This is a genomic window from Sphingobium sp. B2D3A, from assembly GCF_025961795.1.
Lineage (GTDB): Bacteria > Pseudomonadota > Alphaproteobacteria > Sphingomonadales > Sphingomonadaceae > Sphingobium.
The window spans coordinates 80299-104796 of the sequence record NZ_JAOQOI010000002.1; the positions used below are offsets into that span (position 1 = coordinate 80299).

The 24498-nt window shown below is 61.4% G+C and carries 25 protein-coding genes and 1 riboswitch; of the genes, 3 read left to right on the top strand and 22 right to left on the bottom strand.

The features are described from left to right. Nucleotides 1–2: 2 nt before the first annotated feature. Nucleotides 3–587, bottom strand: a complete 585-nt coding sequence (locus M2337_RS17105; protein ID WP_264572396.1) for a GNAT family N-acetyltransferase — start codon at nucleotides 585–587, stop codon at nucleotides 3–5. After that, nucleotides 569–1855, bottom strand: coding sequence for a hypothetical protein (locus tag M2337_RS17110; protein WP_264572395.1), 1287 nt, complete (start codon nucleotides 1853–1855; stop codon nucleotides 569–571). The genes M2337_RS17105 and M2337_RS17110 overlap by 19 nt, the downstream gene beginning before the upstream one ends. A gap of 599 nt (nucleotides 1856–2454) precedes the next feature. Here M2337_RS17110 and M2337_RS17115 point away from each other — a divergent pair. Further along, nucleotides 2455–2691 (top strand): hypothetical protein, encoded by a 237-nt coding sequence (locus M2337_RS17115; protein WP_264572394.1) that lies wholly within the window; start codon nucleotides 2455–2457, stop codon nucleotides 2689–2691. Nucleotides 2692–2722: 31 nt separating this feature from the next. Here the strand turns inward: M2337_RS17115 and M2337_RS17120 are convergent, their stop codons facing one another. The 20 genes from M2337_RS17120 to M2337_RS17215 form a co-directional block, all read right to left on the bottom strand. Further along, nucleotides 2723–5530: a conjugal transfer protein TraG N-terminal domain-containing protein gene (locus M2337_RS17120; protein WP_264572393.1), complete on the bottom strand. Its 2808-nt coding sequence runs from the start codon at nucleotides 5528–5530 to the stop codon at nucleotides 2723–2725. Between the two features lie 20 nt (nucleotides 5531–5550). Continuing rightward, on the bottom strand, nucleotides 5551–6984 hold the full coding sequence (locus M2337_RS17125; RefSeq protein WP_264572392.1) for a conjugal transfer protein TraH: 1434 nt from the start codon (nucleotides 6982–6984) through the stop codon (nucleotides 5551–5553). Then, on the bottom strand, nucleotides 6984–7787 hold the full coding sequence (locus M2337_RS17130) for a conjugal transfer protein TraF (protein WP_264572391.1): 804 nt from the start codon (nucleotides 7785–7787) through the stop codon (nucleotides 6984–6986). The genes M2337_RS17125 and M2337_RS17130 overlap by 1 nt, the downstream gene beginning before the upstream one ends. Then, the gene (locus M2337_RS17135) at nucleotides 7774–8112 is read right to left on the bottom strand and encodes a hypothetical protein (RefSeq protein WP_264588617.1); all 339 of its coding nucleotides are present in this window, start codon (nucleotides 8110–8112) and stop codon (nucleotides 7774–7776) included. Before M2337_RS17135 ends, M2337_RS17130 begins: the two co-directional genes overlap by 14 nt. A gap of 89 nt (nucleotides 8113–8201) precedes the next feature. Beyond that, the gene (gene traN, locus M2337_RS17140; protein ID WP_264572389.1) at nucleotides 8202–11111 is read right to left on the bottom strand and encodes a conjugal transfer protein TraN; all 2910 of its coding nucleotides are present in this window, start codon (nucleotides 11109–11111) and stop codon (nucleotides 8202–8204) included. Continuing rightward, nucleotides 11108–11845: a type-F conjugative transfer system pilin assembly protein TrbC gene (gene trbC / locus M2337_RS17145; protein ID WP_264572388.1), complete on the bottom strand. Its 738-nt coding sequence runs from the start codon at nucleotides 11843–11845 to the stop codon at nucleotides 11108–11110. Before trbC ends, traN begins: the two co-directional genes overlap by 4 nt. Before the next feature lie 11 nt (nucleotides 11846–11856). Continuing rightward, nucleotides 11857–12885, bottom strand: a complete 1029-nt coding sequence (gene traU / locus M2337_RS17150; protein ID WP_413716250.1) for a conjugal transfer pilus assembly protein TraU — start codon at nucleotides 12883–12885, stop codon at nucleotides 11857–11859. Next, nucleotides 12885–13508: a type-F conjugative transfer system protein TraW gene (traW, locus tag M2337_RS17155; protein WP_264572387.1), complete on the bottom strand. Its 624-nt coding sequence runs from the start codon at nucleotides 13506–13508 to the stop codon at nucleotides 12885–12887. The genes traU and traW overlap by 1 nt, the downstream gene beginning before the upstream one ends. Then, entirely contained in the window at nucleotides 13508–14038 is a 531-nt protein-coding gene (locus M2337_RS17160; protein ID WP_264572386.1) for a S26 family signal peptidase, read from the bottom strand. Before M2337_RS17160 ends, traW begins: the two co-directional genes overlap by 1 nt. After that, on the bottom strand, nucleotides 14019–14516 hold the full coding sequence (locus tag M2337_RS17165) for a type-F conjugative transfer system protein TrbI (RefSeq protein WP_264572385.1): 498 nt from the start codon (nucleotides 14514–14516) through the stop codon (nucleotides 14019–14021). The genes M2337_RS17160 and M2337_RS17165 overlap by 20 nt, the downstream gene beginning before the upstream one ends. Further along, nucleotides 14513–14884, bottom strand: coding sequence for a hypothetical protein (locus M2337_RS17170; protein WP_264572384.1), 372 nt, complete (start codon nucleotides 14882–14884; stop codon nucleotides 14513–14515). The genes M2337_RS17165 and M2337_RS17170 overlap by 4 nt, the downstream gene beginning before the upstream one ends. Continuing rightward, entirely contained in the window at nucleotides 14881–17466 is a 2586-nt protein-coding gene (traC, locus tag M2337_RS17175) for a type IV secretion system protein TraC (protein WP_413716249.1), read from the bottom strand. Before traC ends, M2337_RS17170 begins: the two co-directional genes overlap by 4 nt. Then, nucleotides 17463–18077, bottom strand: coding sequence for a hypothetical protein (locus M2337_RS17180; RefSeq protein WP_264572383.1), 615 nt, complete (start codon nucleotides 18075–18077; stop codon nucleotides 17463–17465). Before M2337_RS17180 ends, traC begins: the two co-directional genes overlap by 4 nt. Continuing rightward, nucleotides 18074–18892, bottom strand: a complete 819-nt coding sequence (locus M2337_RS17185; protein WP_264572382.1) for a DsbC family protein — start codon at nucleotides 18890–18892, stop codon at nucleotides 18074–18076. The genes M2337_RS17180 and M2337_RS17185 overlap by 4 nt, the downstream gene beginning before the upstream one ends. Nucleotides 18893–18903: 11 nt before the next feature. Continuing rightward, a complete protein-coding gene (locus M2337_RS17190) occupies nucleotides 18904–20229 on the bottom strand; it encodes a TraB/VirB10 family protein (protein WP_264572381.1) in 1326 nt (441 codons plus the stop codon). Nucleotides 20230–20253: 24 nt separating this feature from the next. Then, nucleotides 20254–20964 carry a type-F conjugative transfer system secretin TraK gene (locus M2337_RS17195; protein WP_264572380.1) on the bottom strand — a complete coding sequence of 237 codons (711 nt, stop codon included), beginning with the start codon at nucleotides 20962–20964 and terminating at the stop codon, nucleotides 20254–20256. Between the two features lie 38 nt (nucleotides 20965–21002). After that, on the bottom strand, nucleotides 21003–21602 hold the full coding sequence (locus tag M2337_RS17200) for a type IV conjugative transfer system protein TraE (RefSeq protein ID WP_264572379.1): 600 nt from the start codon (nucleotides 21600–21602) through the stop codon (nucleotides 21003–21005). 3 nt (nucleotides 21603–21605) lie between these two features. Beyond that, nucleotides 21606–21890, bottom strand: coding sequence for a type IV conjugative transfer system protein TraL (gene traL, locus M2337_RS17205; RefSeq protein ID WP_264572378.1), 285 nt, complete (start codon nucleotides 21888–21890; stop codon nucleotides 21606–21608). 51 nt (nucleotides 21891–21941) lie between these two features. Further along, on the bottom strand, nucleotides 21942–22277 hold the full coding sequence (locus M2337_RS17210; protein WP_264572377.1) for a hypothetical protein: 336 nt from the start codon (nucleotides 22275–22277) through the stop codon (nucleotides 21942–21944). Between the two features lie 386 nt (nucleotides 22278–22663). Next, nucleotides 22664–22738, top strand: a riboswitch (cyclic di-GMP riboswitch). Between the two features lie 42 nt (nucleotides 22739–22780). Next, on the bottom strand, nucleotides 22781–23002 hold the full coding sequence (locus M2337_RS17215; protein WP_264572376.1) for a hypothetical protein: 222 nt from the start codon (nucleotides 23000–23002) through the stop codon (nucleotides 22781–22783). A gap of 60 nt (nucleotides 23003–23062) precedes the next feature. Between M2337_RS17215 and M2337_RS17220 the strand changes: the two genes are divergently transcribed. Beyond that, complete coding sequence (locus M2337_RS17220; RefSeq protein ID WP_264572375.1) at nucleotides 23063–23497, top strand: hypothetical protein; 435 nt, start codon at nucleotides 23063–23065, stop codon at nucleotides 23495–23497. 136 nt (nucleotides 23498–23633) lie between these two features. After that, the gene (locus M2337_RS17225) at nucleotides 23634–24329 is read left to right on the top strand and encodes a lytic transglycosylase domain-containing protein (protein WP_264572374.1); all 696 of its coding nucleotides are present in this window, start codon (nucleotides 23634–23636) and stop codon (nucleotides 24327–24329) included. Nucleotides 24330–24498: the final 169 nt, after the last annotated feature.

The following is a 24498-nucleotide window of genomic DNA, read 5'->3' on the forward strand; positions in this document are numbered from 1 at the left end:
TTTCACGATTGCAGTTGGGCGCTGAGTTGGCCGTTGTAGATATGTTCCACTACGCCCGGACGATAGAGCGAATTCAGGCGCTGGGTTTCGTTAAAGCGAAACCGCTTCATCAGAGGCTGGAACTCTTCATAGCGCTGAGCCGAAACCGTGAAGAGCGGATGATCGTCGCCGATCCAGTCGATCGCCTCTTCGAGCAGCTCCCGGCCAAGGCCTCGGCCACGGCCCTCTTCGGAAACCCACAAGGTACAGATCTTGTTCTCGGTAACGTCGCGCTTGACGATCGCAAGGCCCGAAGGGGCATTCAGCGACCCCTGCCGGAGAATGGCGCGCGTACCTCGAAGGATTCCGGGCACCACCTTGCTCCAGTACCAGCTACTGAAACCCGGATAGGTCATTTTCAGCGGGGCCAGAGTCGGCCAGACCGCGCAGGCTTCCTGCCATGCCGCAACTCCTTGATCGCGCGCATGGGCGTTGGCGATGAAGGGCGCAATGGGATGGGTGCAGGACATTGACTCAATGGTAGCGATGCAAGGGCGAACTGGAAAGGGGAGCGCGATTATTTCCATCGTCATCGTTTCCTCCACCATCGCTTCAGCTTCGAGACACACATCGGAGTGAGCGCGGCCAGCCCGAGGATGATACCTGTAACCAAGTTAGACCAGCCGACGCCGAGCGGACCCTGTCCGATGATCTTGAGAAACCGTGCCAAGCCGGTCAGGCCCACGTTGAGAAGTGCGCTACCGACGCCGCCAATCGCAAGTGCGGCCACAAAATAGGCGAGGATCTTGTCTTTCGCGATGCGGAAGCTCGCGTAAGCAATGAAATCGTCGAGGAAGACCGTCTTGTTCGTCACCTTGTCTTTGCGGGCGATGGCTCGCCATTGATAGATGATCATCCCATCGGCGCGGGGTTTGCGGGTCCAACGGCGCGCGGCGGGTTGTCCAACCAGGAGATAGCTTGTCCAGATATCGGGCTCGAGATGACGCACCTTTCTGAAATTCTGGTGCTGGCTTCCCAAGTGGTGGTTCTTGCTGCGGATGAGGAAATAATGTACCGAATAGAGCCTGACCTGGCCTTTCGCCGCACGTTCGAGGATGACATGCGGAAAGCTGCGGCGTTCGTTCAGACGGAACTCGGTCGTCTCGAGCGTATCCTGCGTGAGCGACAGGCCGAGGCTTGTCGCTGCGTCATCGGTCGTGAAGAGATTCTGCGCATCGCCGTGCAGGAAAATGCGTAGCCGGACATAATGCTGCGCGGTCCTGTTAGTCGGGTCGTTTATCCTGGCGCACAAGGCACTTTTGAGAGTGACCGTCGTTCCGCAGGGCCGACCTGGAATGGGCACGGGAAGGACGGAAATGTCCCGCGCCGGATCCACGTGATGGATGATCCGCCGGCCTGTGTCGGTCTTGACGATGAAATGCTCGTCCGCCTCGCGCTCGATCGCGGCGACCTCGTTGAAGACGGCGTTCAGCGTATCGCCGTCCTTGAGCGCACTGCTGAGATCGAAAATCGACGCAATCTCGATTTGGGCGGGCAAATAGAGATAGAGCCGGTCGAGGTCTGCTGTCTCCTCCAGCTGGAAGCCTACATCGAGGAAATTGAACTTCTTGCCGATGTCACGCCACAGATTGACGTGCAGTCGAACCAGCGGCGGAACTATGGGTCTGCCCACTTCCTCACTCGCACCCGGCTCCTCGCTTCCGTGCTTCTCTTCGGAATCAATGGGTTCGCCCGCAGCCGTCTTGTCCTGGACATCAACTTCGGCGCCAGTGTCCACTGCGGGGCAGTCATCTACCTGCACGGGGAGACCAGGATCCGATTTGCTTTCATACCATAGGGCGAGAGTGCCGTTCATCGGCCAATCAATAAACAGGGCAAGTTAAGAGTCCAGTCGAGGAAGACCTTAGTTTGCCGCCTATTTCGTCGTGTGTAGGTAGGGCATGCGCCCGGATGTCCGATTTTGGAAAGATCTGCCGTTCGAAAACGTAGCTGGAGAATGGCGTGAATGTCCCAGCCCGTGTCTGTTCCTCTCGCACTTAAGCCTGAGGAACAAAGGGCACGTTTTAGGGAGCCACTTCGAACGGTCGCATGTCGGCTAGGTCGGCGGTCTCGCCGGACGGGCTGAAGTGATCCGAGTGACCGCTATTGTCAGCAGCAGACGTTCACGTTGGCCGATCTCAGTGACTGGCTCTGGTCGGGAGCCGCCATCGCACTCACCGGGAGCGAGCCGATACGCCGCATTTTGCAGATGCGCAGAACAATCTTCAGAAAGGTGCGATAACAGGAATTATGTTAAATATCAATGGCTTATCACGTCAGCGGCTGTTGCCATAACCATCCTGAAATAGACCTGTCACGCTTGACTCACAAAACGCCGCTGCCTGTTCGGGGCGCGAAGCGGCGTTATTGTGAGGTCCGCAAGTTTCTGATATGTTCCAAATGGAGGAGGTTCCAATGTCTTCGATGCTCGATAATGACTGGCACGGTTCCAGCGGCATTGACCGATCGTTAGCTTTGCATGGTATTGAACCCTACGCATCTATGCATGGGCTCCCGGGTGAATTCGACCCTGCGACTGCTGCTGAGCAATTTGAACGTTCCGATAATCCTCGGATCGCGTTAGGAATCGTGATCTTCGTTGCTGCGGGTTTCATTGTGATGGGTCTAGATCTTTTTTTTGGTGTTCTCTAACGCGAGCGAGAGCTTGAAATGCCCGCGATCGTCACTGCCCGCTTGCGGGGTCGATGCCTTTCACGCGTTTGCGTAGATCGTCTACTCCCGACACAGTTTCCCACTGCTCATCGGCGATGCGGTCTTGCATGTCTCGACCTTCCAAACGTGCGTGAGACAGCCTATTGCGCAGATCATCATGCCTTCCTGTCGTGAACTCGCGTCCTGCGTCAAGGCGCGTGGCTACATTGTTCTCCAGATCCGCGTCACGACCACTGTCGGACCCTATTGATGGGCCTTGAGAAGCGATCCCTGCTCGCGCGCCATTGCCCCATGAAGTGACGGCCTCACGCGTCGACGAAGCAGGGCCAGTCAGCGTGGAAGCTGGCGGCGATGGCAGCGGCGGCAGATCGTTCTTCATCTGGGCGACGTAATGCTCCTCGAACCGGCGCATCGCGCCATCCCGTACAGCAGCTTGCGTCGGCGACACCGCGACCATGCCCGGGTCCCATCCGCTGTTCGAGACCATGGGATTGGTCATCTTCTCTTCCTGCCACCACTGGACAAAGTCCTGACTCATGTTGCGCGTCCAGTTGAACCCGTTGCTTTGTGCCTCGGAAAGCACGCTCTCGAACCGCTTGCCTGCATCTTCATAGCGCGAGGCCTCACGGCTCAGCGACCGTGCTTCCGTAATGCTGGCACTGGTGCGCTCAGTCAGTCCGCGGATGTGGCTATCCTGTGACGAGCTGGTCTCTCGATAGAAGCTGTCCCGGTTTTGACGCGCGGCCTCGCTGTTCGACTCCTGGCGCAGCCATTCTTCGGCATCGGACAGTTTTCTCTGTTGGGCTGCTGAAAGAGACGATCTGGACGTCTGGCCGGTTTGATACTTCCCTCCGATGCCGCCAGATACCGAGGCATCTACCGGACCGAACTTGCCGCCTAGTCCTAGGGTTCCTGATAGGCTTGCGTTGCCCGTCAAAGAAGCGTCCCGCGAAGCCTGATCCGCGACATCTTTACTCAACGCGAAATCGCTCTGCAGTTTTTCGGACCAGGCCTGCTGCTGCTGAGACATGCGCTCGATCGAGCTGTTCGCGCCGCTGCCTTGGTCGCGGCTGAAGCTATCGCTATGCTGGACCGTGTTGAACAGTTCGGTCGCCTGTGAACGGGCCGCCGACCAGGTCTGGTTTGCGGCTTCGCGCTTCTGCGCGCCCATGTTCTGATATTCGGCGGCGCTTTTGCGAGCCTCAGCCTGGAACCCGCTGGACATGGTTGGAGCCACGGGCAACTGAGAAATGCCCTGACTGCTATCGAACACAGTGCCCCCACCGGACATCTGGCGCTCCCAGCTCCCGTCCTCGCGGCGATTGCTGACCACGCCGGCGCCGGTCGCGATGTTCGGCGCCGTGTTCCACTGATCGTTGGACGCCGTGTTGATGGTGCGGTTGGCCAGGCTGACATTGCCATAGCTGTAATTGCCCGTGGTCTGCTCCTGGGCCGCTTCCTCGGCCGCGCGCTGGCTTGGCGCCAGGAAACTGGCTGAATGAGAGGCAATCGACATAGCGCCCTTGGCCATGCCGGCAGCGATGAACGGCACCGACATGATCATGTAGCCGGCCAGCGCGCCGATATCCTGATTGATGGCCGACACGCCCTCGAAGTTCGCGGCTGTGAGCCCCCCACCCTGCCACGCGCCAACCGAAGCGTTCCAGCGCGTCATGAAGATCATGTTGAGGACCACGAACAACGGCCCCCAGCTCGCCAGATAGAAGAACCCGAGCATGTATCCCTTGGCAACGCCGGTCCCCTGCCCCGGCATCAGCATGAGCGGGAAAATGATCGGGAACATGGCGTAGAACACGACCGTGAGGACGATGTTGAGCAATGGCACCCACTTCATCGCCCCCGAGGCGATCGTCGCATAGGTGTTGCGCGTCTGCGTCTCCGCGCGGATCTGCGCGAATGTGTCGGTCGCGCTTGAAGCGCTTCCGGAGGCGGCCGAAGCCTGGACCAGCGCATTGACCAACATCGCCTGTCTCACCAGCCCCTCCGAGGTTGCGGCGGCCCCGCCCAGGCTCGCCGCGCCGACCTGTCCAATCTCGCCCATCTTGCTCTGTGCCGTGGCCGCGGGAAGATCGGGGAAGAACTGGCGGGCGATCCTTGGGAGGGATGCGTTGTAGTAGGATGACCAGCTCTGTTGCAGATTGGTATAGGCATCGCGGCAGCTGATGATCTCCTGCGATCCGTCGGCTGCGAGCCAGACCTGCGAAAGCGACACGGCGCCTGGCCCCATGGCGGCCAGCATGTCAGGGCTGTCCATGAGCGTGGCGGCCGTCTTGCGGCCGATCATCACGTCATAGAATACGCATTGGCGAAAATGCTCCTGCAGGTTTGTCGCCAGCACCGGATCGTTGATCCGCAAGCCTTGTGTCGCCTCGAGTAATCTGGCCCCGTAGATCATGCCGCCGGTGCTGTAATTAAGGGCGCCGGGCATCACGAAGACGGTTTCGGCCGAACGCGTGAGGTAATCGCCCACCTGGCTCGTGAAACTGGCCATCAGCGCGAGGCCGACCGGCACATTCGCGACGGTTGCTGCCTGAAGGCTGGGGTTGGTGCGGTCCGTGACCTTCACGGTCATCGTGGGCACCATCAGCACCATGTACATGAGGGTGGCCTGCAGGAACCAGTTGAGCAGCGCCCGATAGTCGAGGTTCCACGCCATCAGCAGCAGGGCATAGGCAAGGCCCATAATCATCACCGCCCGCAACATCGCGCGGTAGCCGCCGCCTCCGGTCCAGGCCGCAACGGCGTTTAGCGTATTGACGATATATTCGCCGCCACCGACCGTGAAGACTTCGAGCATCCCCCTGCCCCTCCCCTGACTTAGCGCAGGCCCTGCGCCGAGAGCGCGCGGCTGAATGACAAGGATGCGGCCATCGAGGGCGCCATGCGATGCTGCAGGGTCGTCTCGATCGCCATGGTTCGTTCGATGATTGCCATGGTCCGCGAGACCCGCGCTTCCATCTTAGCATCGCGACTGGCGACGCGCTGGCGCACGTCCTGCAGCTGCGCGAGGAACTGATTGGTCTTTTCCGCATCGCCGGCATTGACCAGACCACCGCGGGCGCTGGAGACCTGTTCGAGCATCTGGCCCACGATCGCGTTCAGCATGTCGAGCGCCACGATCTCGGAAAGCGAGTCCATTTCACTGGAGGACAGGCGGAAGCCGGACGCGGCCTGCACGGCGATGATCTTGTAGATCGGCACGCTGGCGATCGAGAGCAATTGCCGCTCCTCGGTCGTGAGTGCCTGATCGGCGATAGCCTTGTCGCTCATTGAGAGGATCAGCTTGCGGACATGCGGCACCAGCGCTGAATCGCCCAAGGGTAAGAGCGTGCGCGAACTGGTGGACAGGCAGGCAGTGGTGTCGACGCAGCCCAGCATTGCGACTGGCTTATCGCCATCGAGCAACGCATCGAGGACCGGTCCGACCTGACCGCCGATGAACTGGATGTTGGGCTGGTCGGTATCGTTGGCGCGCTTGGGCACAATGATCGTGCCGACCATGGTCATGACCAGCTCACGCATCTCCTGGCTTTGCGCGCCGAGCGGCGAAGCCTTGATGAGATCCCAGGCATAGTTTTTGGGGCCTGCCATCTGCGCGGCGAGCGCGGGATCGGTATTGGCGTTGAGCGTGCTGGTCTGCTGGCCACCATTGCCGCAACCCTGACGCGAGCGTGCCCAGTCCGAGAAGATGCCCTTGGACGTGCCGATCGTCTGACAGACCCGATCTGTGACGAGCTGGTCGCGGGGCAACATGCTTCCGACAAGCGCAGCGCCGGCCTCGCAGGAACTCAGGTTCATGTCGTTGGCCTGCTGCGCGATCTGCTGCATCTTGTCCATGACGCCGCCGATTTGCGGCGAGATCGCATCGATCGCGAGCTTGAACGCAAAGCCCAGCGCATTGTTGGCAACGGCTTTCATCATTGCCACCAGCTCGCTTGCATTGACGAAGCTGAAGCTGCCCGTGAACATGTCGATGCCGCCGCAGCCGGCGCGGACCTGTGGCAACTGGAGGTTAGCGGGGTAGACCGTCTTTTGAGGGAAGCGGGTCCAGACCGAGCCGAGCGAATAATAGCCCGCCGACTGGCCCTGGAAGGCCGTTGGCCCGGTCACGTTGGCCGAGCCGCCCATCTCCTGAAAGAATCCGGTCATGTCCGAGCCAACGCCGGCGCGCGCCGGGGCGAGAGCCATGGCGGCCGACACGGCGATCGCGCAGGTCGAGCGTGCGAAGCGTGCAATTGTGGATTTGCGCATCAGAAATCACTCCCGACCTTGGTGTGTGTCAGCGTGAAGATCCGCTCGGTAATCTCGTCGGCCGAGAGGATGCCGGTTCCGATCGGGATCGGGCGACGGGCCTGCGTGTCGTAAAGCACCAGCGCGGGCGTGGCGCGTGAGGTCAGGCCCATTTTCTGATGCTGCCCGACGTCGACGACATAGTTGGGGAAAGAGCGGTTCGGCCCGCCGTCCATCGAGACGGCGACGACCTGGAAGCCGCTCTGATCTGCGAGGGCCTTGAGGATCGGGCCGAAGACTTCACAGGCGCCGCAGTTCTGGGCGTAGAAATAGAAAATGCCATAGCGCCGCGAGAGATTGCGCAGCGCTGCGTCCTGATCGGCCTTGCGGGCATCGAGCCACGCCCGCTTGCCCAGAGTCGAGACAGGCCGCTGCAGGGTGTAGTCCAGTTCGGGGTTCTGCCAGATCGAGCGCTGCCATTGATCGGAGAAGGTCGAGGCGCGATCGAGTTGCTCGCGCTGGAAGCGGACATAGGCCGTGATGTTCTGCTCGGTCGGTTCGAGGATCGCGCGGGCCTTCATCTCGTCGAGCTTTTCACGGATCATGGCCAGCCTCTGAGCCGCCGACATCGCCGGCGCCGACGACTGCTCGGGCTCGGGCACTTTGGGTCGCTCGCAGTAGAACCAGGTGCCGAGCTTGCGTTGCCCGCAATAGAGATCATCCTGCGGCGCCGATGAGAGCCCTTGCGCCGGTTCGGTCGTCTGAGCCTGAAGCGGCATGGCGCACGCCAGCGCCAGAACGCCCAGCCACTTACTCGCCTTCATCACTTGCCTCCCTGTCCTGCAATATGTTGCCCCCCGTGAGGGTCCAGATGCCCGCCTTCATGATCGGCCGACGCATCTGTTCGACCACTTCGCGGCCGAGCGCGGTGGTGTGGTAGATCTGGCGCTGGCCGATCTGCTCAAGCCAGCCCAGGGCCATCAGTCGGTCGAGCCACCCGATCACCTCGTCGACCGAGATCGGGCGGTCGAACCAGGTCAACAGCGACGCCACGACTTCCTCCCCCTCAACCGGGCGATCGGCGCGGCAGCGCAGCAGGATGGCCAGCTCGGGTATGCTGATCTGCGCGAGCCCGGAATGTGTTCGCAAAATTGCGTCATATTGTTCTTGTGTCAGCGCATCGCGCTCCGGCTTCCCTTTGGAAGTCCGGTTGCGGCCAGCGCCGCTCCCCCCACTCATTAATGCGTGCCCCCTGAAGACGTCTGTTCGTAGTAATCGCGGATCTTGTTCTGGATATCGCTCGCCTGCTGGGCCTGATCCGGGAGCTGCACGGCTTCGAGCATGTCCGCATAGATTTCCGTGAAATCCATTTGCGAGAGGTCGAGCTTTGCGAACTCGTCTGGTGTGAAGCCGCCGCACATCGGCGCCTCGGGCTTACCCCAATCCTTGCCGATCTGTGGACGGCCCTGTTCCTGAATGATGCGGGTCAGCTTGGACTGATAGCAGCAATAGGACGAACGCTTGGTGGTGCAGACGCCCAGCACGCTTTCGGTGCAGAAGCTTCCGACGCTGTGGCAAAGCCCCATGCGGTCTTTCACATCGAGGCTCTTCTCCTCATTGCTGCACGCAAACATGGTCAGAAATTGCGTGGCGACCGCGGCGATGGCACCGGGACCGGAGCCAAGCGCGAGCTTGGCCGCGATGCCGGCCGCGCCGGTCAGAAGTCCCGAAGACTTGCCCGCGCAGCAGTTGATCGCCCCGAAGATCGGCTTGTGACAGCTCTCGGCGGTGCCTTCGAAGAGCTGCATGTTGTCGGGATCGAAATCCTCGCCGACCTGGTCGATCGCGCCCATAGCGACCAGCGCGTCCTTGAACTCGTCGCTCGCTTCGCGCTCAACGGTCTGGCAACTCCCATTCATGCACCACATGTCTCCGCTGCAGATGTAGCTTGTCTGGGTTGGCGCGGAATCCGGCACGGGACAGCGATAGGTCTTTTCAGCAACGCGGCATGTGCTGCCCGGCGACACATCGAGACAGGTATCTCGGACGAAGGTGCATTGGGCATTGCTGGCCAGTTGCGTGCAGTCGGTCTTCTTCTCACGCGTCACACACTGGCCGTCCTGCAGTGTCGCTTCCGGCTCTGAACAGACTGATGAAACGTCAACATCCTGGGTCTGGGTCCGGCTGCATGTCGTTTGCGACAATGCAAAGCCGTCCGGGCAGACCTGCGATACGGTCGCTTGCGTGTTGCGGTAGCAGGCTTCGTCCGATCGCTGGTAACCAGTCGGGCAGGTATATTGCGCCGTCGCCGGCTGCGATTGGAGACGGCTGCACATCGATCCCTTGAGATCATAGCCGACCGGGCATGTGTAGCTCGGATCAGCGGTCTGACTGAGCGTCGAGGTGCATTGTGTTCCTGAAAGCTGCCAGTCGGTCGGGCACCGGTATGTCAGTTCCGCAGGCTTCGTGTCCGATGCTGCGCACGATGTGCCCGTCAGGGTGCCGCCGCTCGGGCAAGCGTAGGTGACCGAAGCGCTCTGGCTCGTCGTGGCGGAGCAGGACGTGCCAGAAAGCGTCTGTCCGGCGCTGCAGCTATAATTGGTGGTGGGCGTCGAAACCTGGCTGACCGTGCAGCTGCTGCCCGAGAGGTTACCACCGCTGGGGCAGGAATATTGGATTTCCGTCCCCACATAGTTGATGCCGTAGCATATTCCGCCCGAGGGCGAGCCGCCACTTGGGCAGCTATAGTTGACCGCGGCCGTGGCGGTTGCGTGATAAAGCGACGGGCAGAGTGAGTTTTGTGCATCGGTCCAGGATTTGGCGCATTGATAGACCGTCTGCGGCCGCGAAAGGCAGTATGCCTGCCCCCATAATTTGGCTTCCCCGAAGTACGCAGCATTCGAACATCCGCCCGACACTTCGGCTTTCCGGGTCGCGCAGACCTCCTGGCCATTATAGACCGTGTAGCGAATTGAGCTCACGCTGACGCCACACTGATAGCGGTTCGATCGGCAGAGTGTGCCATCGAGAAAATAGTTCGCCGGGCAGGTGTAGACTGCATTTGCGGTGTAGTTGTAGCCCTTTGCGCATTGTCCTGACTGGAGATCCCACCCCGGAGGACAGGTTGTTGTGGCCGTTGCAGCGTAAGTGGACTGCATGATGCAATTGCCGTTGTTCAGCACCTGACCGCTGGGGCAGGTCACACTGACGGTCGCAGGCTGCGTCACAGTCTTCTGGCAGGTCGCACCTGAGAGAAAGAAGCCGCCGGGGCAGGAATAGGTCGGCGTCGCCTGATAGGTTCTGGTCGCGTTGCAACTCGTTCCGGTCAGTTGATAGTCCGCCGGGCAGGCGTAGATCGGGGTAGCGGACTGCTGAAGGGTGCGTTTGCAGGTCGTGCCCTGCAAGGCGTAATCCGCCGGGCAGGAATAGCCCGAGATGGAAGCCGCCTGACTCAAGGTTTTGGTGCAGCTCGTGCCCGACAGGGCGAAGCCTGATGGACAACTATAGCCTGTGAGGGTCGGAGCCTGTGTGGAGGTGCAGCTTGTGCCTGATAGTTTTTCACCGAGCTGACATGAATATGTGGCCTTGGCCGGCTGTGTTTGCGTTAGCGAGCAGGTCGTGCCCGAGAGGGACCAGCCATCGGGGCAGCTATAGTGTGTCGTCGGTTCTGATGTTGAAATTGTCTCACCAACGTCGCAGGTCGCTTCGTAAGTCGCCGGCGACCCTTGCTGTGAAACGGGCTCGCACTGCCCTTGCGTGGTGTTGGTCTCGATGCCCGCGATGGACGCCGCATCGTCATTGATCTCGCGGCCACGGGCCGCAATGCTCTCGATTTCGCTGGGATCGATCTGAGCGCGATTGTCGTCGGCCGAGCGCATGAGGCCATAGGCTTCATTCGACGCTGCAGAGCCGCTGGCGTTCATCAGCTTGTCGTCGCTCCCGCCCATCAGGCCGGACAAGTCGGAGGGCGTGCCCTGATAGCCGGGCACCACGTCTGCCGTGACGTCCTGGTCGGGGATCGTCGCGGCAGTGGGCGCGAGGCTTTTGCCAAACTGCGATCCATCGTTCTGCGCAGCCTGCATCGAGCCGGTCTGCGCCTGCGCGCTGGCGATCAGCATCAGGGGCAGGAGAAGCGCCAGACGTCTCACGATCCGATCCTTTGCAGATTTGAAAGGGCGGATCGGGCCACCCGCGCACCCGGCCCGCCCCCTTCGGCCATGGTTTCCAGAGCGTAGGAGACCGTCACATTGCCGCTCAGCTTGTCGAACGGCGGAACCTCGGTTTTGCAGTCGAACCCGTCGCAGCTATCGAAGTCCGACATGACCACCACGAAGGCCGGCACGGCCTCGATGGCGAATGCCCGGAACAGGCGCGGATCGATGCCGACATTCACATTGTCCGAGCGGCCTTCGAGAACCTTGGCGATCCCTTGCTGAAACGCCTTCATGCTATTGCCCGGAAAGCCCCGAAACACGACCGCCCCCCCTGCCCTTGTCGTATCGCGGATCAGGGGCTTGAGGCTTTGCGCCGGCATAGACAGCGAAGCAAAGACGATGAACTGCGGCGCATTCCCGCGCTGGTCGGGATCGGCCGCGCTGGCCACAATCGCATCGAAATCAATCGGCCCTTTGCTCCCGCCCCGCAGGGACGCCGCATTCTGCTCAAGGGTGGCATGTCCTGCCTCGGCAACGGCTAACGCCTCTTCCCGCACGGTCTGGCTGCGGCGTGTCACCTCGTCGGCAAGTGCTTGAGCATCGGCCGCATGGCCGCTGGCGCGCTGGGTAATGGCCTGAAGATCGAGGCCCTGCACGGTCTGAGCGACCGCATAGCCCGCGACCAGAAGTGCGGCGCCGGAAAGCGCCCAGATGATCGATTTGCGCATGAGAATGTCCATCACAGCACGCAGCAATTGCGTTTGCGCCACACGAGGTAGCCCATGTCTTCACCGGAAACGGGAATGACCTGACCCGAACCGGGCTTGAGGTCCGACGATCCGATCGCCGGGCACGCCCAGCGCCCCTTCACCATCGGCGACGGGTTGACCGCCTGAAAGCGGTATTGCTGCTTGCGCAGGATCGGCATGGGATATTTGCCGCACAGGCCCGAGCCGCCCATCGTCCCCCAGGCAATGCCCTGGCGATGAATCTTGTAAGCAAAGCGGGAGAGAGCGAGGCGCGAGGCCTGGACATGGCCGATATGCGCCGAGACATTGCCGTTCATCGGATACATCGCCCCCTGACAGCCGGCGCACCAGAACAGGGGATCGAGCGGGAGCTTCATCGTCGCTGCCGCGCAATCGGCCGCGCAGGCCGCCTGCGCGATCGGATTGGCGAACAGAGCGACTTCCGGATTGATGAGGGCAGTCAGCGTATCGTCCTGCCAAAGCGGATCGATCTCGGTCACATAGCCGATATCGAAGCTCGCCTGCTCCAGACAGGCGGCGTCGGTCAGCAGCTCCATCCAATACATGAGCGGATAGACATACCAGTGGACATGCCACTTCGAGCCGGTGTCATGGCCATCGCGTCCGCGCTTGGCTTTGCCATATCCGATGTCGAACCCCGGCGCGATCTTCTTGCCGCCCAGGTTCACGAAGCACCATGGCTTGGTCGACACGTCGGCCATGCGAACCGGCTCCCAAAAGCCCATCGCAAGACCGATGCGCGGCAATGGCGATCCGCACGCGCAGATTGGCGAGTTCGGGTTATCCGTGTCGGGTCGACCGGCAACCGAAGGGAAGATTTTGAGCGCCCCCACCGAGAGCGGGAACAGGCACGACCAGCAAATGTCCGTGATCGGATTGGGGAAGCGGCCCGTGCATGAGCCTGGCGTCGAGGCGCGGGCTTCCGGGGCGCTGCCCAGGGCCAACAGAATTGCCGCGAGCATGGCAAGCCCGGTGCGGCGGAAAACCCCCTTCCCCATCACCGTGACAGATCCTTTACCGTGCCTTCGCGCACCTTCATGACCTTGCCGGCCTGGGTAACGACTGCGGGAACAGCGCGGATACCGAACCGATCGACCAGATAGCCGCCCTGGTCGAAGAAGAACTGGCGCTGATAGGCGGTCATGGCGTCCAGCGGGGCGCCCTTGACCATGATGATCTTGGCATTCTCAGCGGTGTATGAGGACAGCGCCCAGCGCAGCTGCTCGCGATCGTCGCCGTCGATGAAAACGAGCGCCTGTCGCACCTGAATGAAATCCAGCGGATTTGCGCGCTGCCCGGCGCGGACGATGACGTTGCCGGCAGTGTCCTTGATGTCCTTGTCGATGACGATCGCCGGATCGTAGGTCCAACTACGCAAGGTCTGAGCCTTGGTAATGCCGGCAACCGGATCGGGCCGGCGCACCTTGCGCTCGGTTCGTTCCGCCATCTCCCGGTTCATCCGCTCAAGCGACCCGTCAGCTTCAAGGCGCTTGAGGCGGGACTGGATCGACATCAAAAGGTCGGGCTCGGTCACCACGAACAGCGCGCCGTGCTGGCCATAGTCCTTCGCCGCCACAGGCGCAGCGAGGACGAGCGTTGCGCACACGATCAGGGCGCGCATCACAAGACGCTCGCAATACCGGTGCCGACGATCTGGCCACCGCAGACGAAGCCGATGGCTGCGTAGCGGCTATCGAATCCGTCGGGATGCGCAGAGCCGGCATAATAGCAGCCCTTGGGGATGACGCCGGTCGGCCCGGGTGCCAGCGCTTCGCCGCGCTTTGAGACGGGCTTCATCGTGCCGACATGACGGGCACCCACATAAACCTCTCGGCCGACGTGGCGGACCTCTTCGCCTGGCATACCCAGCACTTGCTTGCCGAAAATGAGCTGCGCCGTCCCGAAATGGGCAGCGACCAGCGCATTGCGCGGCGGAATGAAAAAGATCGTGTTGCCCTTCTGCGGCTGTCCGGCGCGCTCCAAGACGAACGCCCAATTGGGGAGGCTCTCCGTGCGATTGACCAGAAATCGGTAGCGCGCTGCCGTTGCGTTGGCCTGTGCCCAAGCCGCCGACAGGCCAAGGACGACCAGACCCATCTTCCAGAACGGCCAAGTGCGCTGAGGCCCGATCTCAGCGCGCCGTGCCGGCATTGCCTTGCTCCGGAGCGATGGCTGTCTGCGGCGCCTGCGGCATGGCCGGGATAACCGGTGACGAGCGAAACGGTGCTGGCGCCGATGCGACTATGGCTTCGCCGACCTTCGCGCGGATCTGCGGCGTAATGTCCGGCACAGATTCGGAAATCACCGCTTCGCTCACAAGGATGGTCTCGCCCGCCTGTGCGCGGGATTTGAGGATGCCCTGCAAGGTCGCCATGAAATGCGCGGTTTCGCGCTCGACCTGCTCCGGGCTGTTGCCAGAGCGCGCCTGCGCCATCACGAAATCGTTGATCATCGCCGAAAGGCTGACAGAGACTGTGCGGCGCGCCTTGAGCTGGTCGACCTCCTGCGTCAGCCAGACACCCCACACCAGCGCTCCCACCGCGACCACCCCGCCGAAAAGTTGCGGCCACGAGAAGCCGGCAAAGCCGCGCGGCTTTGTTGGCGCTGGGACGGTAAGTTCAGTGTTCATGAGTTTGCGTCTCCGCTAGGCGCGAGACGGGTCTGCAAGCTGGCTTTGCGGCTCACGCAAATGATGAGGAACAGCGCCGACCACAGCGCCGCGAGGAGAAAATCGAACTGCGCGCGCGCTGGTGCGGCCGCAGAGAGGTAATGCCTGCCGAGGTTCGCCGCCTCGTGCCAGAAGCCGAGCAGACTTCCATCGCTGAAGGACCACAGGAGAAGCACCATGCTTCCACACGCGGCGAGAGCATTGAGCGCTGCCCAAGGGGCTATGGTGGCAGTCATGGTGAATATCCGCGCGAGGCGCACGCACAGGCGCTTGACGATCCCGCGAGGCGCCCTACCCCCGTGAAGGCGCAACGTCATCTGCCCGCTCATTCTGCGGCCTCCCGATCATAAACGGCGGAGCCCAGCGTGCCCCGCCACTTGCTTTGGTCATCTGGGAAGGCGACGCGCTCGATCGCTGCGGCCAGCGAATGGCCTGCGGCGACCAGCTCCTCGATCCGGGCAAAGACCTGCGGACTGGATGAAAAAATGGTATTGGAATATGGATCGAGGACCAGACGTCCGACGCCGAGCGAGTCCGGTCCCTTGATCATCACTTCGGAATAATCGCCGCCGCTGCGCTTAAGCGAGCGCATCAGGGCCTCGGTGCCACCGCGCATATCGAAGCGCTGGAGGTTCGAGAAATCGGCAATCGTCTCCGGCTTCTGCTGGAGGACCGCGAACCAGTCGCTGTTCTCGAGCGCGGCCTTGGAGCCGGCAGCGGCATAATAGTCATTAAGGGATTGCGTGGCGGTGATGAGCGCAGAACCATATTTGCGACAGGTGCGCGCATAGGTCTCGACAAACTCCGCCATGGCGCCGCCCTTGAGCAACTGCCACGCCTCATCGATCAGCAGCGCCTTGCGGGTCGAGCGGTCGGCCCGCATCGCCTTGGTCGAAAGGAACATGATCGCCGTTAGCACGACATTGCGCAGCTCCTCGCGCGCCGCCAGATCGGACAGCTCGAAGACCGTCAGATTGGCGTCGATGCGCACCGTTGCCCTCCCCTTGAAGAACGCGCCATAGGTGCCCGCGCTTGAGAAGGGGCGCATAGAGATCGCCAGTTCCTTGGCGCGGGGATGGCCATCCTCTTCCAGCGCCGCAATGACGCCATCGATCGAACCATCGCTGCCGTGGCGATCCCATTCGAGGTTGACGGCGCCGTCGATCAGACCGCGTTCGGTATCGTCGAGGCGATCCATGTGCCGCGCCATCTGGGCAATGATCGCCTTGAGCATCCCCATGGCATCGAGCCGATAATCCTCATCATCGCCGGCGAGCTGGCGATCGATCATCGAGAAGGGATTGAGGCAGAAGCCCGAGCTCATCGTAAACTCGATAAAGTCGCCGCCCTGCAGCTTGGCCGAATGCTCGAAGGAGCGCCCGTCATCGATGACGATCAGCTTGGACCCCGCCCCGACCATCGCGGCGGTCAGTTCCTGCAGGAAGACCGACTTGCCCGACCCGGACTTGCCGATCACCGCGACATTATGGTTGCCAGCGCTGTTTTCGAAGGGCGACCAGAAGAAGGGCTGTCCGCGCCTTCCGATGAGCAGCATGTGCGGCACCGGGCCGCCATTAAACTCCCCCTGCATCGGCGCGATGTGTGCGGCCGTCGAGGTCAGCATCGTGCGCATCCGCTTGAGGCGTTCGTAATCCCTGGCGAGGCCATTGCCGAACGCCATGGGCATGATGCTCATCAGGCTCGGTATCTGCATGTAGCGCTCGTCGAGCAAATCCCATCCGGCGCCCTTGAACACTGCCTTGACGGCCCGTTCGTTGGTATCGCCCTTGCCCAGCGGCGATATGCTCGTGACGCCGAAAAAGACACGAACCAGCTTCTGGCCGGCGCGCATCTGATCCTGGACATATTCCCACTCGCGGCTCTGATCGCGCAGCGTCGGCATGAACCGAACCGATCGCGTCTCGGTCAGGCTCGTCGTCCGCATGAACTTGTAGCTGGCCTTGCCGGCCTGCTTTTGCTCGTCGGGATATTCGATGCACAGCACAGTCGCGACCGGACAAGGCATCCGCAACTTGTCGGAGAAGAGATCGCCGATCAGGTTGACGCTATCCCACGGCGCCCAATGCTTGGGCAGATTACGCACCGCAAAGCTGCGCACGTCGAAGCTGTCAGGATGGATTTCGCCGATGGCAGGCGTATCGGCCCGTGATTGGCCACTCGCGCGGAACCGCTCGGTTCGAAGGATCAGGCGCTCGGGCTCGACCCGAATTTCCATGTCGCGGCGCACGGCCTGCGCGGCGATGGAATCGAACGGATTATACTCGGTCGGATCTTCGCCAGAGGCCGTGGTCGGCGAGGTCAGATCATCGATCAGCGCCAGCAAATGCGCAGGCTCAACCGCGCGCACATGCAGCTCGATCGACTTGAGCATCGCGCTCATGGCATCGCGCAGCGAGACCAGCTCGTCATTGGCGACCGATGAGCCTTCCGGAACGGCGAGCGAGATGAAAACCTTGTGGGTGCGCAGATGGAATGGCGCGTCGGCCGACAAGCTCTCCCATACGCCGGCCTGGAGATGATCGCAGCGATGGCGCGCAATTTGCTCGTACACGCCGCCGCTGGCGTAGCGAGGCGCATACCAGCGATCGAGCGCGTCAGCGACGCGCGGACTGGCCCAGTGCATGATCTGGATGCAGGCGCCCTGGGGGATGCCTTCGGACAGGAACTGGCCGATAATCTCGCCGGTGCGTTCGTCAGCGCCAATCAGCGGCGACACCTCAAGCACGAATCCGCGCGAGGCGCTGTTGAAATAGAGACCGCTCGCAGGATCGTAACTGCGATAGGGGAGCCAATGCGCAAGCATCGGGACATCAGGCGCGCGCGCGGGGCGGTCGGTCTTGACCGGACCACCCAGCACATTGCCCAGAACGGACTCGAGGAGCCCTTTCACTGGAGACCGTCCTGATCGACGATGAGCGCCGGTGCCCGGATCAACCCTGCATCAGGGGGGGCCTTTGCATCGCCCGCCGAAGAGGGTGTTTTGTTCTCGCCACTATGCGAGGCCGCCAGCGCCGAGCGCACCTGCGCGTCGATCTGTTCGCGACGCGTCGTGCGCGGCGCTGTGGCCTGAGCAGGTCCGACAGCCGAAATCGACGGCGCCCGCACGGCAAGGTCCATCAGGCCGGTGGGACGGGTTGCCGGTCCATTTGTTGCTGGTGCGCCCGAAAGTTGGGGACGTTCGAGCGGTTCGGCGTGTACGATTGTAGGTTCGCGCCAGCGGCCGAACCGATCCATGCGCGCCGGCAACACGATTTTCATGGCGGCCGGAGAATGCGGGCCATCTGCGATCAAGCTGTTTGGCGCTCTTTTTTCATCCCCTGAGATAAGAGCCAGCGCCTGATCGTCGATCGTGCTGGTGGGCGCGCACATGCCGCTCGGCGCGTTGCAGGTGAAGCTCCCCTTCACATTGTTGCGCAGGAGCGAGCAGCCCGACAATGCCGTCAGGGCCACGATGCCGGTCAGAACGATGCTCGCTCCCCGCGAGACGCGCGCCGCGTTCACGACGCGCCTCCGGCAATCCACCGCTCCAGAACCTCGCGCGGACGGAACCCTTCCAGCATGGCGCCGTCGGCGCGAACGATGACAGGCGTGCCGGAGAGACGATGCTCGCGCGCAAAGGCCTCATTGGCATCGAGGCCAGAAGTGTCGCAGCGCCCCTCAGGCAGCGCCTCGCCGGCATAGGCTGCGCGAACGGCACGGGCCTTGTCCTTTGAGCAATAGACCCGGTTGGCCAGATCGCGACTGCCGAGGATCGAGATCGGCCGCTCGATCACCCGCACGCTCATCTGCTCCAGCGTGGCCACGAGCTGGCGGCAATAGCCGCAACGAAAGTCTGTAAAGATCGTCACGGTTGGCGCGTTGGCCTTCCCCCAGACGATCGCGCCCGCCTGCCCCAGCTTGGAGACATCGAGCTTTGCAGGCCGAGGCGCAGCTGCTGCTGGCACAGGCGATGCCGACGCCCCGGCAAAGTCCTCGCTCTGCTGCTCGCTGCGCGCGGCGCCGCCCAGGAGCGTTTCCGGATTGATTTCGAGGAGACGCGCGGCGGTCAAATCCTGCCGCGCTTCCATGTCATAGACACGGCCGACAACGAGATAGCGCGCGCTGCTGTCTGTGTAGAACAAGGTCTTGCCCGCCACCACTTCGCACAGGCCCGAGAGCTTGCCGCATTCAACGGAGGAGATTTGCGTATTCGGCAGGCGGGCCTTCAGACGCGCCGCAACGGCCTCATTGCTGCTGCCTGCGGCGAGGACGGCGCCGCCGCCCAGAAGGCCACCGACAAGGCCGCCGACGATCAAGGATTTTTGCCAGATTTTCATGCTCAAATACCTCAGTTCCGCACGAAGGCGCCTTCGAGAAAGACGATTTCCACATCGATGCCGGTCGGCATTTCGATGACGGGTTGATATTGCTCGGCCCGTTCGATCAGATAGTTGGAGACCCGGTCGCCGGACGTTGAAATGCCCTCGCCAAGACCCGCCTGCGCAATGTCGCCGGGAGACAGCTTCTGGCGCTTCCCATCGACGATGGTGTTGGTGCCGGAGAGATAGCTGTTGGTGTTCATCGAGAAGCCACGGCCAACGCCGCCGACGATGCCGGCAAGGAAGGCCTGCATGGCAAGATTGCCCTCGCGGCTGACCACCCTCCCCCGCACGCCCGTCTTGCCGCCAAATGCGATGAAGCCTTTGACCTCGGATTCCGCATAGCGACCGCTTGCATCCGGACAGGTCATCCGCGCGAGCTTCACATAGACTTTCTCGCTGGAGAGATCGCCGCGCGCCGAACCGTTGACCAGGCACCCCTCAATGCGGGTCTTGAAGACTTTCTGCCCGTCGGCAACCGATCGCGCCGGACTGGTGATGCGCAAGACGACGGGCAAGGGATCGCTCTGGCTCTGCACGTTGGACGCCGCGTCCACACCGACAATCACCCGCGCGCGCGCGAAGCTGTTGGCCGGGAGATAGTTGGGACTATCGGTCAGGACGGCGCCGGGCCGCGACGGGGCGCCCGCTGCCGGTGTTCCGCCCGAGGCGGCCGCCGATGAACCAAAGTTGATGACCTTGAGTTCGCCCGGGCGACGCCCAGGGGCATCCGGCGCTTGATAGGCCTGAGGTCCACCTTGGCCGTAGAGCGAGGAGGTTCCTGCAGCGGGCGCCGGGGCGGTCTGCGCGGCGCTTAGCTGTGAGCGCAGAGCCGCGTTCTCCGATTCATAGGCGGACAGGACCTGTCGGCCGTCGCTCTCCATGGACGCGTTCTGCGCGCGAAGCGCCTCGACCTGCGCTTGAAGCTGGCTGAGCTGGTCCCCCTGCCCCTGCAGGCGATCGAGTTGCCCCGCCTGCGCTTGCAGGCGGTTCTCGCTCATGGCGATCCATTCTTTCTCGGACAGATTGCGCGTTCCCAGCTCGCCGGTCGCGATCTGCACGTCGCTGGAAGCGAGATCCTGCGCATTGGGGTCCTGATTGGCCGGCGTGCGTCCTGAGAACAGCCACCACATGGCGGCGGCGATCGCGATGGCGCTGCCCCCGGCAAGGATCAGTCGTTGACGATGCAGGGCGCCATCATTGGCCGTCATGTCGATGCTGGCGATGGTATCGCCCGCCGCACCATTATGGGGCCGATGGTCTCGCCGCTTCAGAAAATCCAGCATACCTGCCATTGAATTTGCTCCGGTCGATCTTGTTCAGCGTTGGTCTGCGTTCGCGACCACGACATAGGCGGCGGTTGCCTCACGGGGCCCGAGCTGCGGCCGTGAAATACTCACGGCATGGGCACCGGCGGGCGCGATGGCGCTCTCATCGAGAACCACGGGCTTATCGCCCTTGTTCTCGATACGAAGGACGCGGCCCGTTTGATCGAGGCCCTGATACTCAGCGATCAATTGCACGGTCAGCGTGCCGACCTGGACCGGCGCGAGCGCCGAACGGGAAAGCCGATAGCCGGGCATGACCTGTTGTGCGGCCATGCCCTGGATCAGCCGAACGGCCGCCTCGTCCGGATCGGGCGCCTCATCCTCCAGCCCTTGCGCGTCCTGGGCTGGTGGCGCGAAGGCGCGGCTGTTGGTCAGGAAGATCTGCTGCGCCTCGACCTTCTCGACCTTGCAAGCGAACTTGTAGACGAAGCCCTTCTTGCTGGTGCCGAAGAAGGACAGGGTTCCGGGCCGAAAGCCATCGGGCACAGAGATGTAGATGTCGCCGCGCGTTGGCTCGTTGACCACCGAGAAGTCGTCGCGAGGATCGAGCGTTTCGGTCTTGGAAACACTGGCGAAGGCGTCATCGACCAGGCTCACGCGCGTCAGCTCGCTCGCTGCCACCGTGCAGCGGACGCTGTCATTATCCTCGACGGTGAACTGCTGATCGGCCCAGACTGGAGATGCGGCGCACAATGCAGCCATGCATAGTCCCGCACAGGAGTATCTCGTCACGTTACCGGTCATGGCGTTGCCTCCCCACTGGCGTTGCTTTGCGAAGCGGGACCCGCCGTTGCGGGTTCGACGGCCCGGAAACCGATCAGGCGCAGTTCAAGACCGGTGTAGGTCCATTTGAACTGGAACGTGCGCTGGATGGCCGAGACCTCTTCGCGCCCGACCATGGTGTGCAAAACACCGGTTACGGTCGAGCTCAGGCCCTTGGGGTCGACCGTCAGCTTCTCCATCGTAAAGAACTGCGCGACGCTAGACCCACGCTGATCGTCGACGATCTTGATCAGCTCGCCTTTGAGCTTTCCGTAGGCGGAAGGATGAGCGATCTTGAGGACCTGGTTCATCCAATAGTCCGCCGACTGCGGCGTCCTGTTGAACATGAGTACCGCCGTGTCGCGTGTCACCAGTTCGAGATAATCGCGATCCATCGCCCGCGACGAAATGGTGACTGATCGTCCGGCGATCGGCTGCAGAACGATTTCGCGGTCCTTGACCGAAGCGGCGATCAGCGAGGCGACCGTCAGCACCGATAGGCCGGCACAAGTCAACGCGAGCATATTACGCTGGCGCAAGACCCTTTGAGCCTGCCCCTGACTATATTCCAGATCCATGCCTTACCCCGCCATCAATCGAATGTAGGAAGGCGGGACGGCGCTGAGCTTCAACACCTCACTCGGCAGATACCAGTAGGCAGCATTGATGAGCCAGGCACCGGCACGACCTGCCTTTGCCTTGCGTAAGCCCCACCAGCCCAATGCCCCTGCAATGATGCCGACCGTGAACTGCTGCGTGATGATGCCCACGACGAACGGTCCCACGGTCACGACAAGTTCGTCGATGGTCCAGGGGCCGATGCGCTCGGGCTCATCCAGCTTCGAGGGAATAGTGTATCGGTTCATAAGCCGCCCCGCCTGCCCGCCGAGCCGCGAAAAGCCCGGCAGGCTAGAGTGTCAGATGATCGCGGTGATCGTGCTGGTGACGATTGCGGGGCCGGTGGCCACGCCGATCCCAACGCCGAGCGGTACGCCGACCGATGCCATCTGGAAGCCGCCACGGGCGAGGTTCACCAGGCCGATTGCCGTCGCGACTATTGCGATCAACGTTCCGCCCGAACCCTGAAGGATGTTCTGAAAGAGCGTGGATGCCGGCGCGAATGTCGTGTCGGTGCCTGCGAAAGCAGGATTGATCAGATAGAACAGTGCCACAAGTAGCAGCGCGGCCATGACGGCCGCGTTGAGTGCACGTTCATTGTCCCGCGCAAAGCGCCGGGACATGGTCTTGCCCATATAGTTCTCCGATGTTTGCGAGGTGGTTCATCACCCCCGCAGCAAAATCGGAAAACATGAAGGCAGTCAGCAAGTGAAAATTGAACTGATTCAGCTCCAGAAATGATTTTCTAGCGAAAAATATCAAGAAATCGAATCGAGAGCCAAATTCTGCGCAATAAAATTTCTAATTCTGGCGGGTTTTCTCGCCACTATGGCGGGATTTCTAGCCGCAGTGGCTATTTTTCTAGCCAGTTTGGCGCGTTTTCTAGCCACGAACTGTGTTGCAAGTTCTCTTTGGCAGAATATCAAGGTTAATTTAAGCGTATGCCACGGATGTAACCTTGACCGATAAGCCGGGAACGTGGTTAGGAAACCCTGAACAGCCCATCCTCGGAACAATGAGCTGATCGAAAAGGCAAAGCGCTGGCGACAGCGGGACGCAAAGCCTCCGGTCTCACGAAGATAGCGGGGTCACCGAAACAGGGGTATTTCCGAAAAATGAAGACTGCAGCCCATAGCGGCTACTTCGCGGCGGGGGGGGCCTCTTCCCGCGTAAGTGCTTCATCGATCAACTGGCGAACGACTTCAGAGCGCGAGAATACCTCGCGACGGAGCATGGAGGCTTTCAAGCGCTCCATCAGCTCCGGTTCAACCATCAAAACAAGTCGATGCACCTTCTTTTCCATCCCTTCGCAGATGAAACATGCGTTGCGCTGTGACAACAATAACAGTAGTGCCAACATGACACAGTTTGCAAACATTGCAATGCTGCGACGTAGTGGCTTTTGGGGTGAGGCGATCTGATGATCGAGAAGTACCGAAATCTATATGGACGGGTGATCGCGCGTCGCTCACTCTCGCTACGCCAAATCAGCGAGTTGGTGAGCCAGCACCATAGCAGCCTGTCCGCCCTGCTCGAACCTGGTGGGAACCTCAGACCTCGATACGAAAATCTCGTCGCAGTTGGGCGAGCGATCGGAGTAGATCGCCTAGAAGCGTTCCTGGCGGTCGAAGTCCTCAACGACCCTGAACATTATCATGATCCGCGCCTCACACTCGTCTGCCGTCTCGTGTCGACCTTGATGAGGGAGTTATTCGAGCCAGACTCTGACGTGATGCCCGACCTCAATGATGGTGAGGTAGCGATGCTCTGCAATCGCATTCTCACGTTGCTCGGGGATCATCACAAGCTAATCCAGAGCAACCACGCGCGCTCGAACCTGATCTCTTTCCGCTAACCAGGAGAGAGCGATGATACGTCGTATCGATCCCCTCTTATTCCCTTTCGTAATTCTAACCTGCGCGGCCACCCCTCAAACTGTTAGGGCTGACGCGAGCCGGCAAGCGACTGTGCTTTCCTTTGGGGAGCGCGCGGTGGTTGAGGGGGACCTTCCCAGCCAGATTCGAGCCGGCATGATGATGAGCTTCTCAGAAGCCGCCCAACATCCAGCGCCCGAGGCGTCGCGGCCAACATCAGTGGCACCGTTTGTCCTCGCTCCCTTCTGGATGAAAGGGACAAGGGCTTCATCTGCTCGGCAAATTGCTATGTCGGCAAGCTCAACATCATGTGCAGCGCCAATATATCGGAAGTCTGCACTGCTCAACGCAGCAGCCGAAAAGCGCCGCGAGATGATATATCCGGTGGTGCATGACATTGCTTGTAGGTCCGGTCTTCCGGTTGGCCTCATGGATGCGCTGATCATTCAGGAGAGCGGGTACAATCACTCGGCAATCAGCAAGAAGGGCGCCTTTGGTTTAGGGCAGCTGATGCCTGACACGGCTCGTCAGCTTGGCGTCAACAGTTTCGACCTTCGTGACAATCTGCGAGGTGCAGCCGCATATCTAAAACAACAGCTCGACAGCTTCGGGCAGGTTCACCTCGCGCTCGCCGCCTACAACGCAGGCCCAGGTCGGGTTCGTAAGAAGCGCGAGATCCCCAACATCGAAGAGACCCAAATTTACGTCAGGCGCATTCTCGCGAATTGGTACCATCTGACTGGTATAGCGAATGAGAGAACCTCCCGAGCGCCGATCGCCTCAGCGCGGGCTGAAATTGTTCGAGTGTATTGATGGTCGTCCATCAAAGCTCGGCCATCGCCCAACGGTTTTGCAAGCGTCGTGCACGGTCCGCAGCGACAATTATCGCCGATCCCACGATTCTTTTGCCCGTATCGTCGGCGAAAGCACGAGATTCAATCGTGGCACGCAAACGGAACAGAAGCGCATGCTCCCGCCCGGT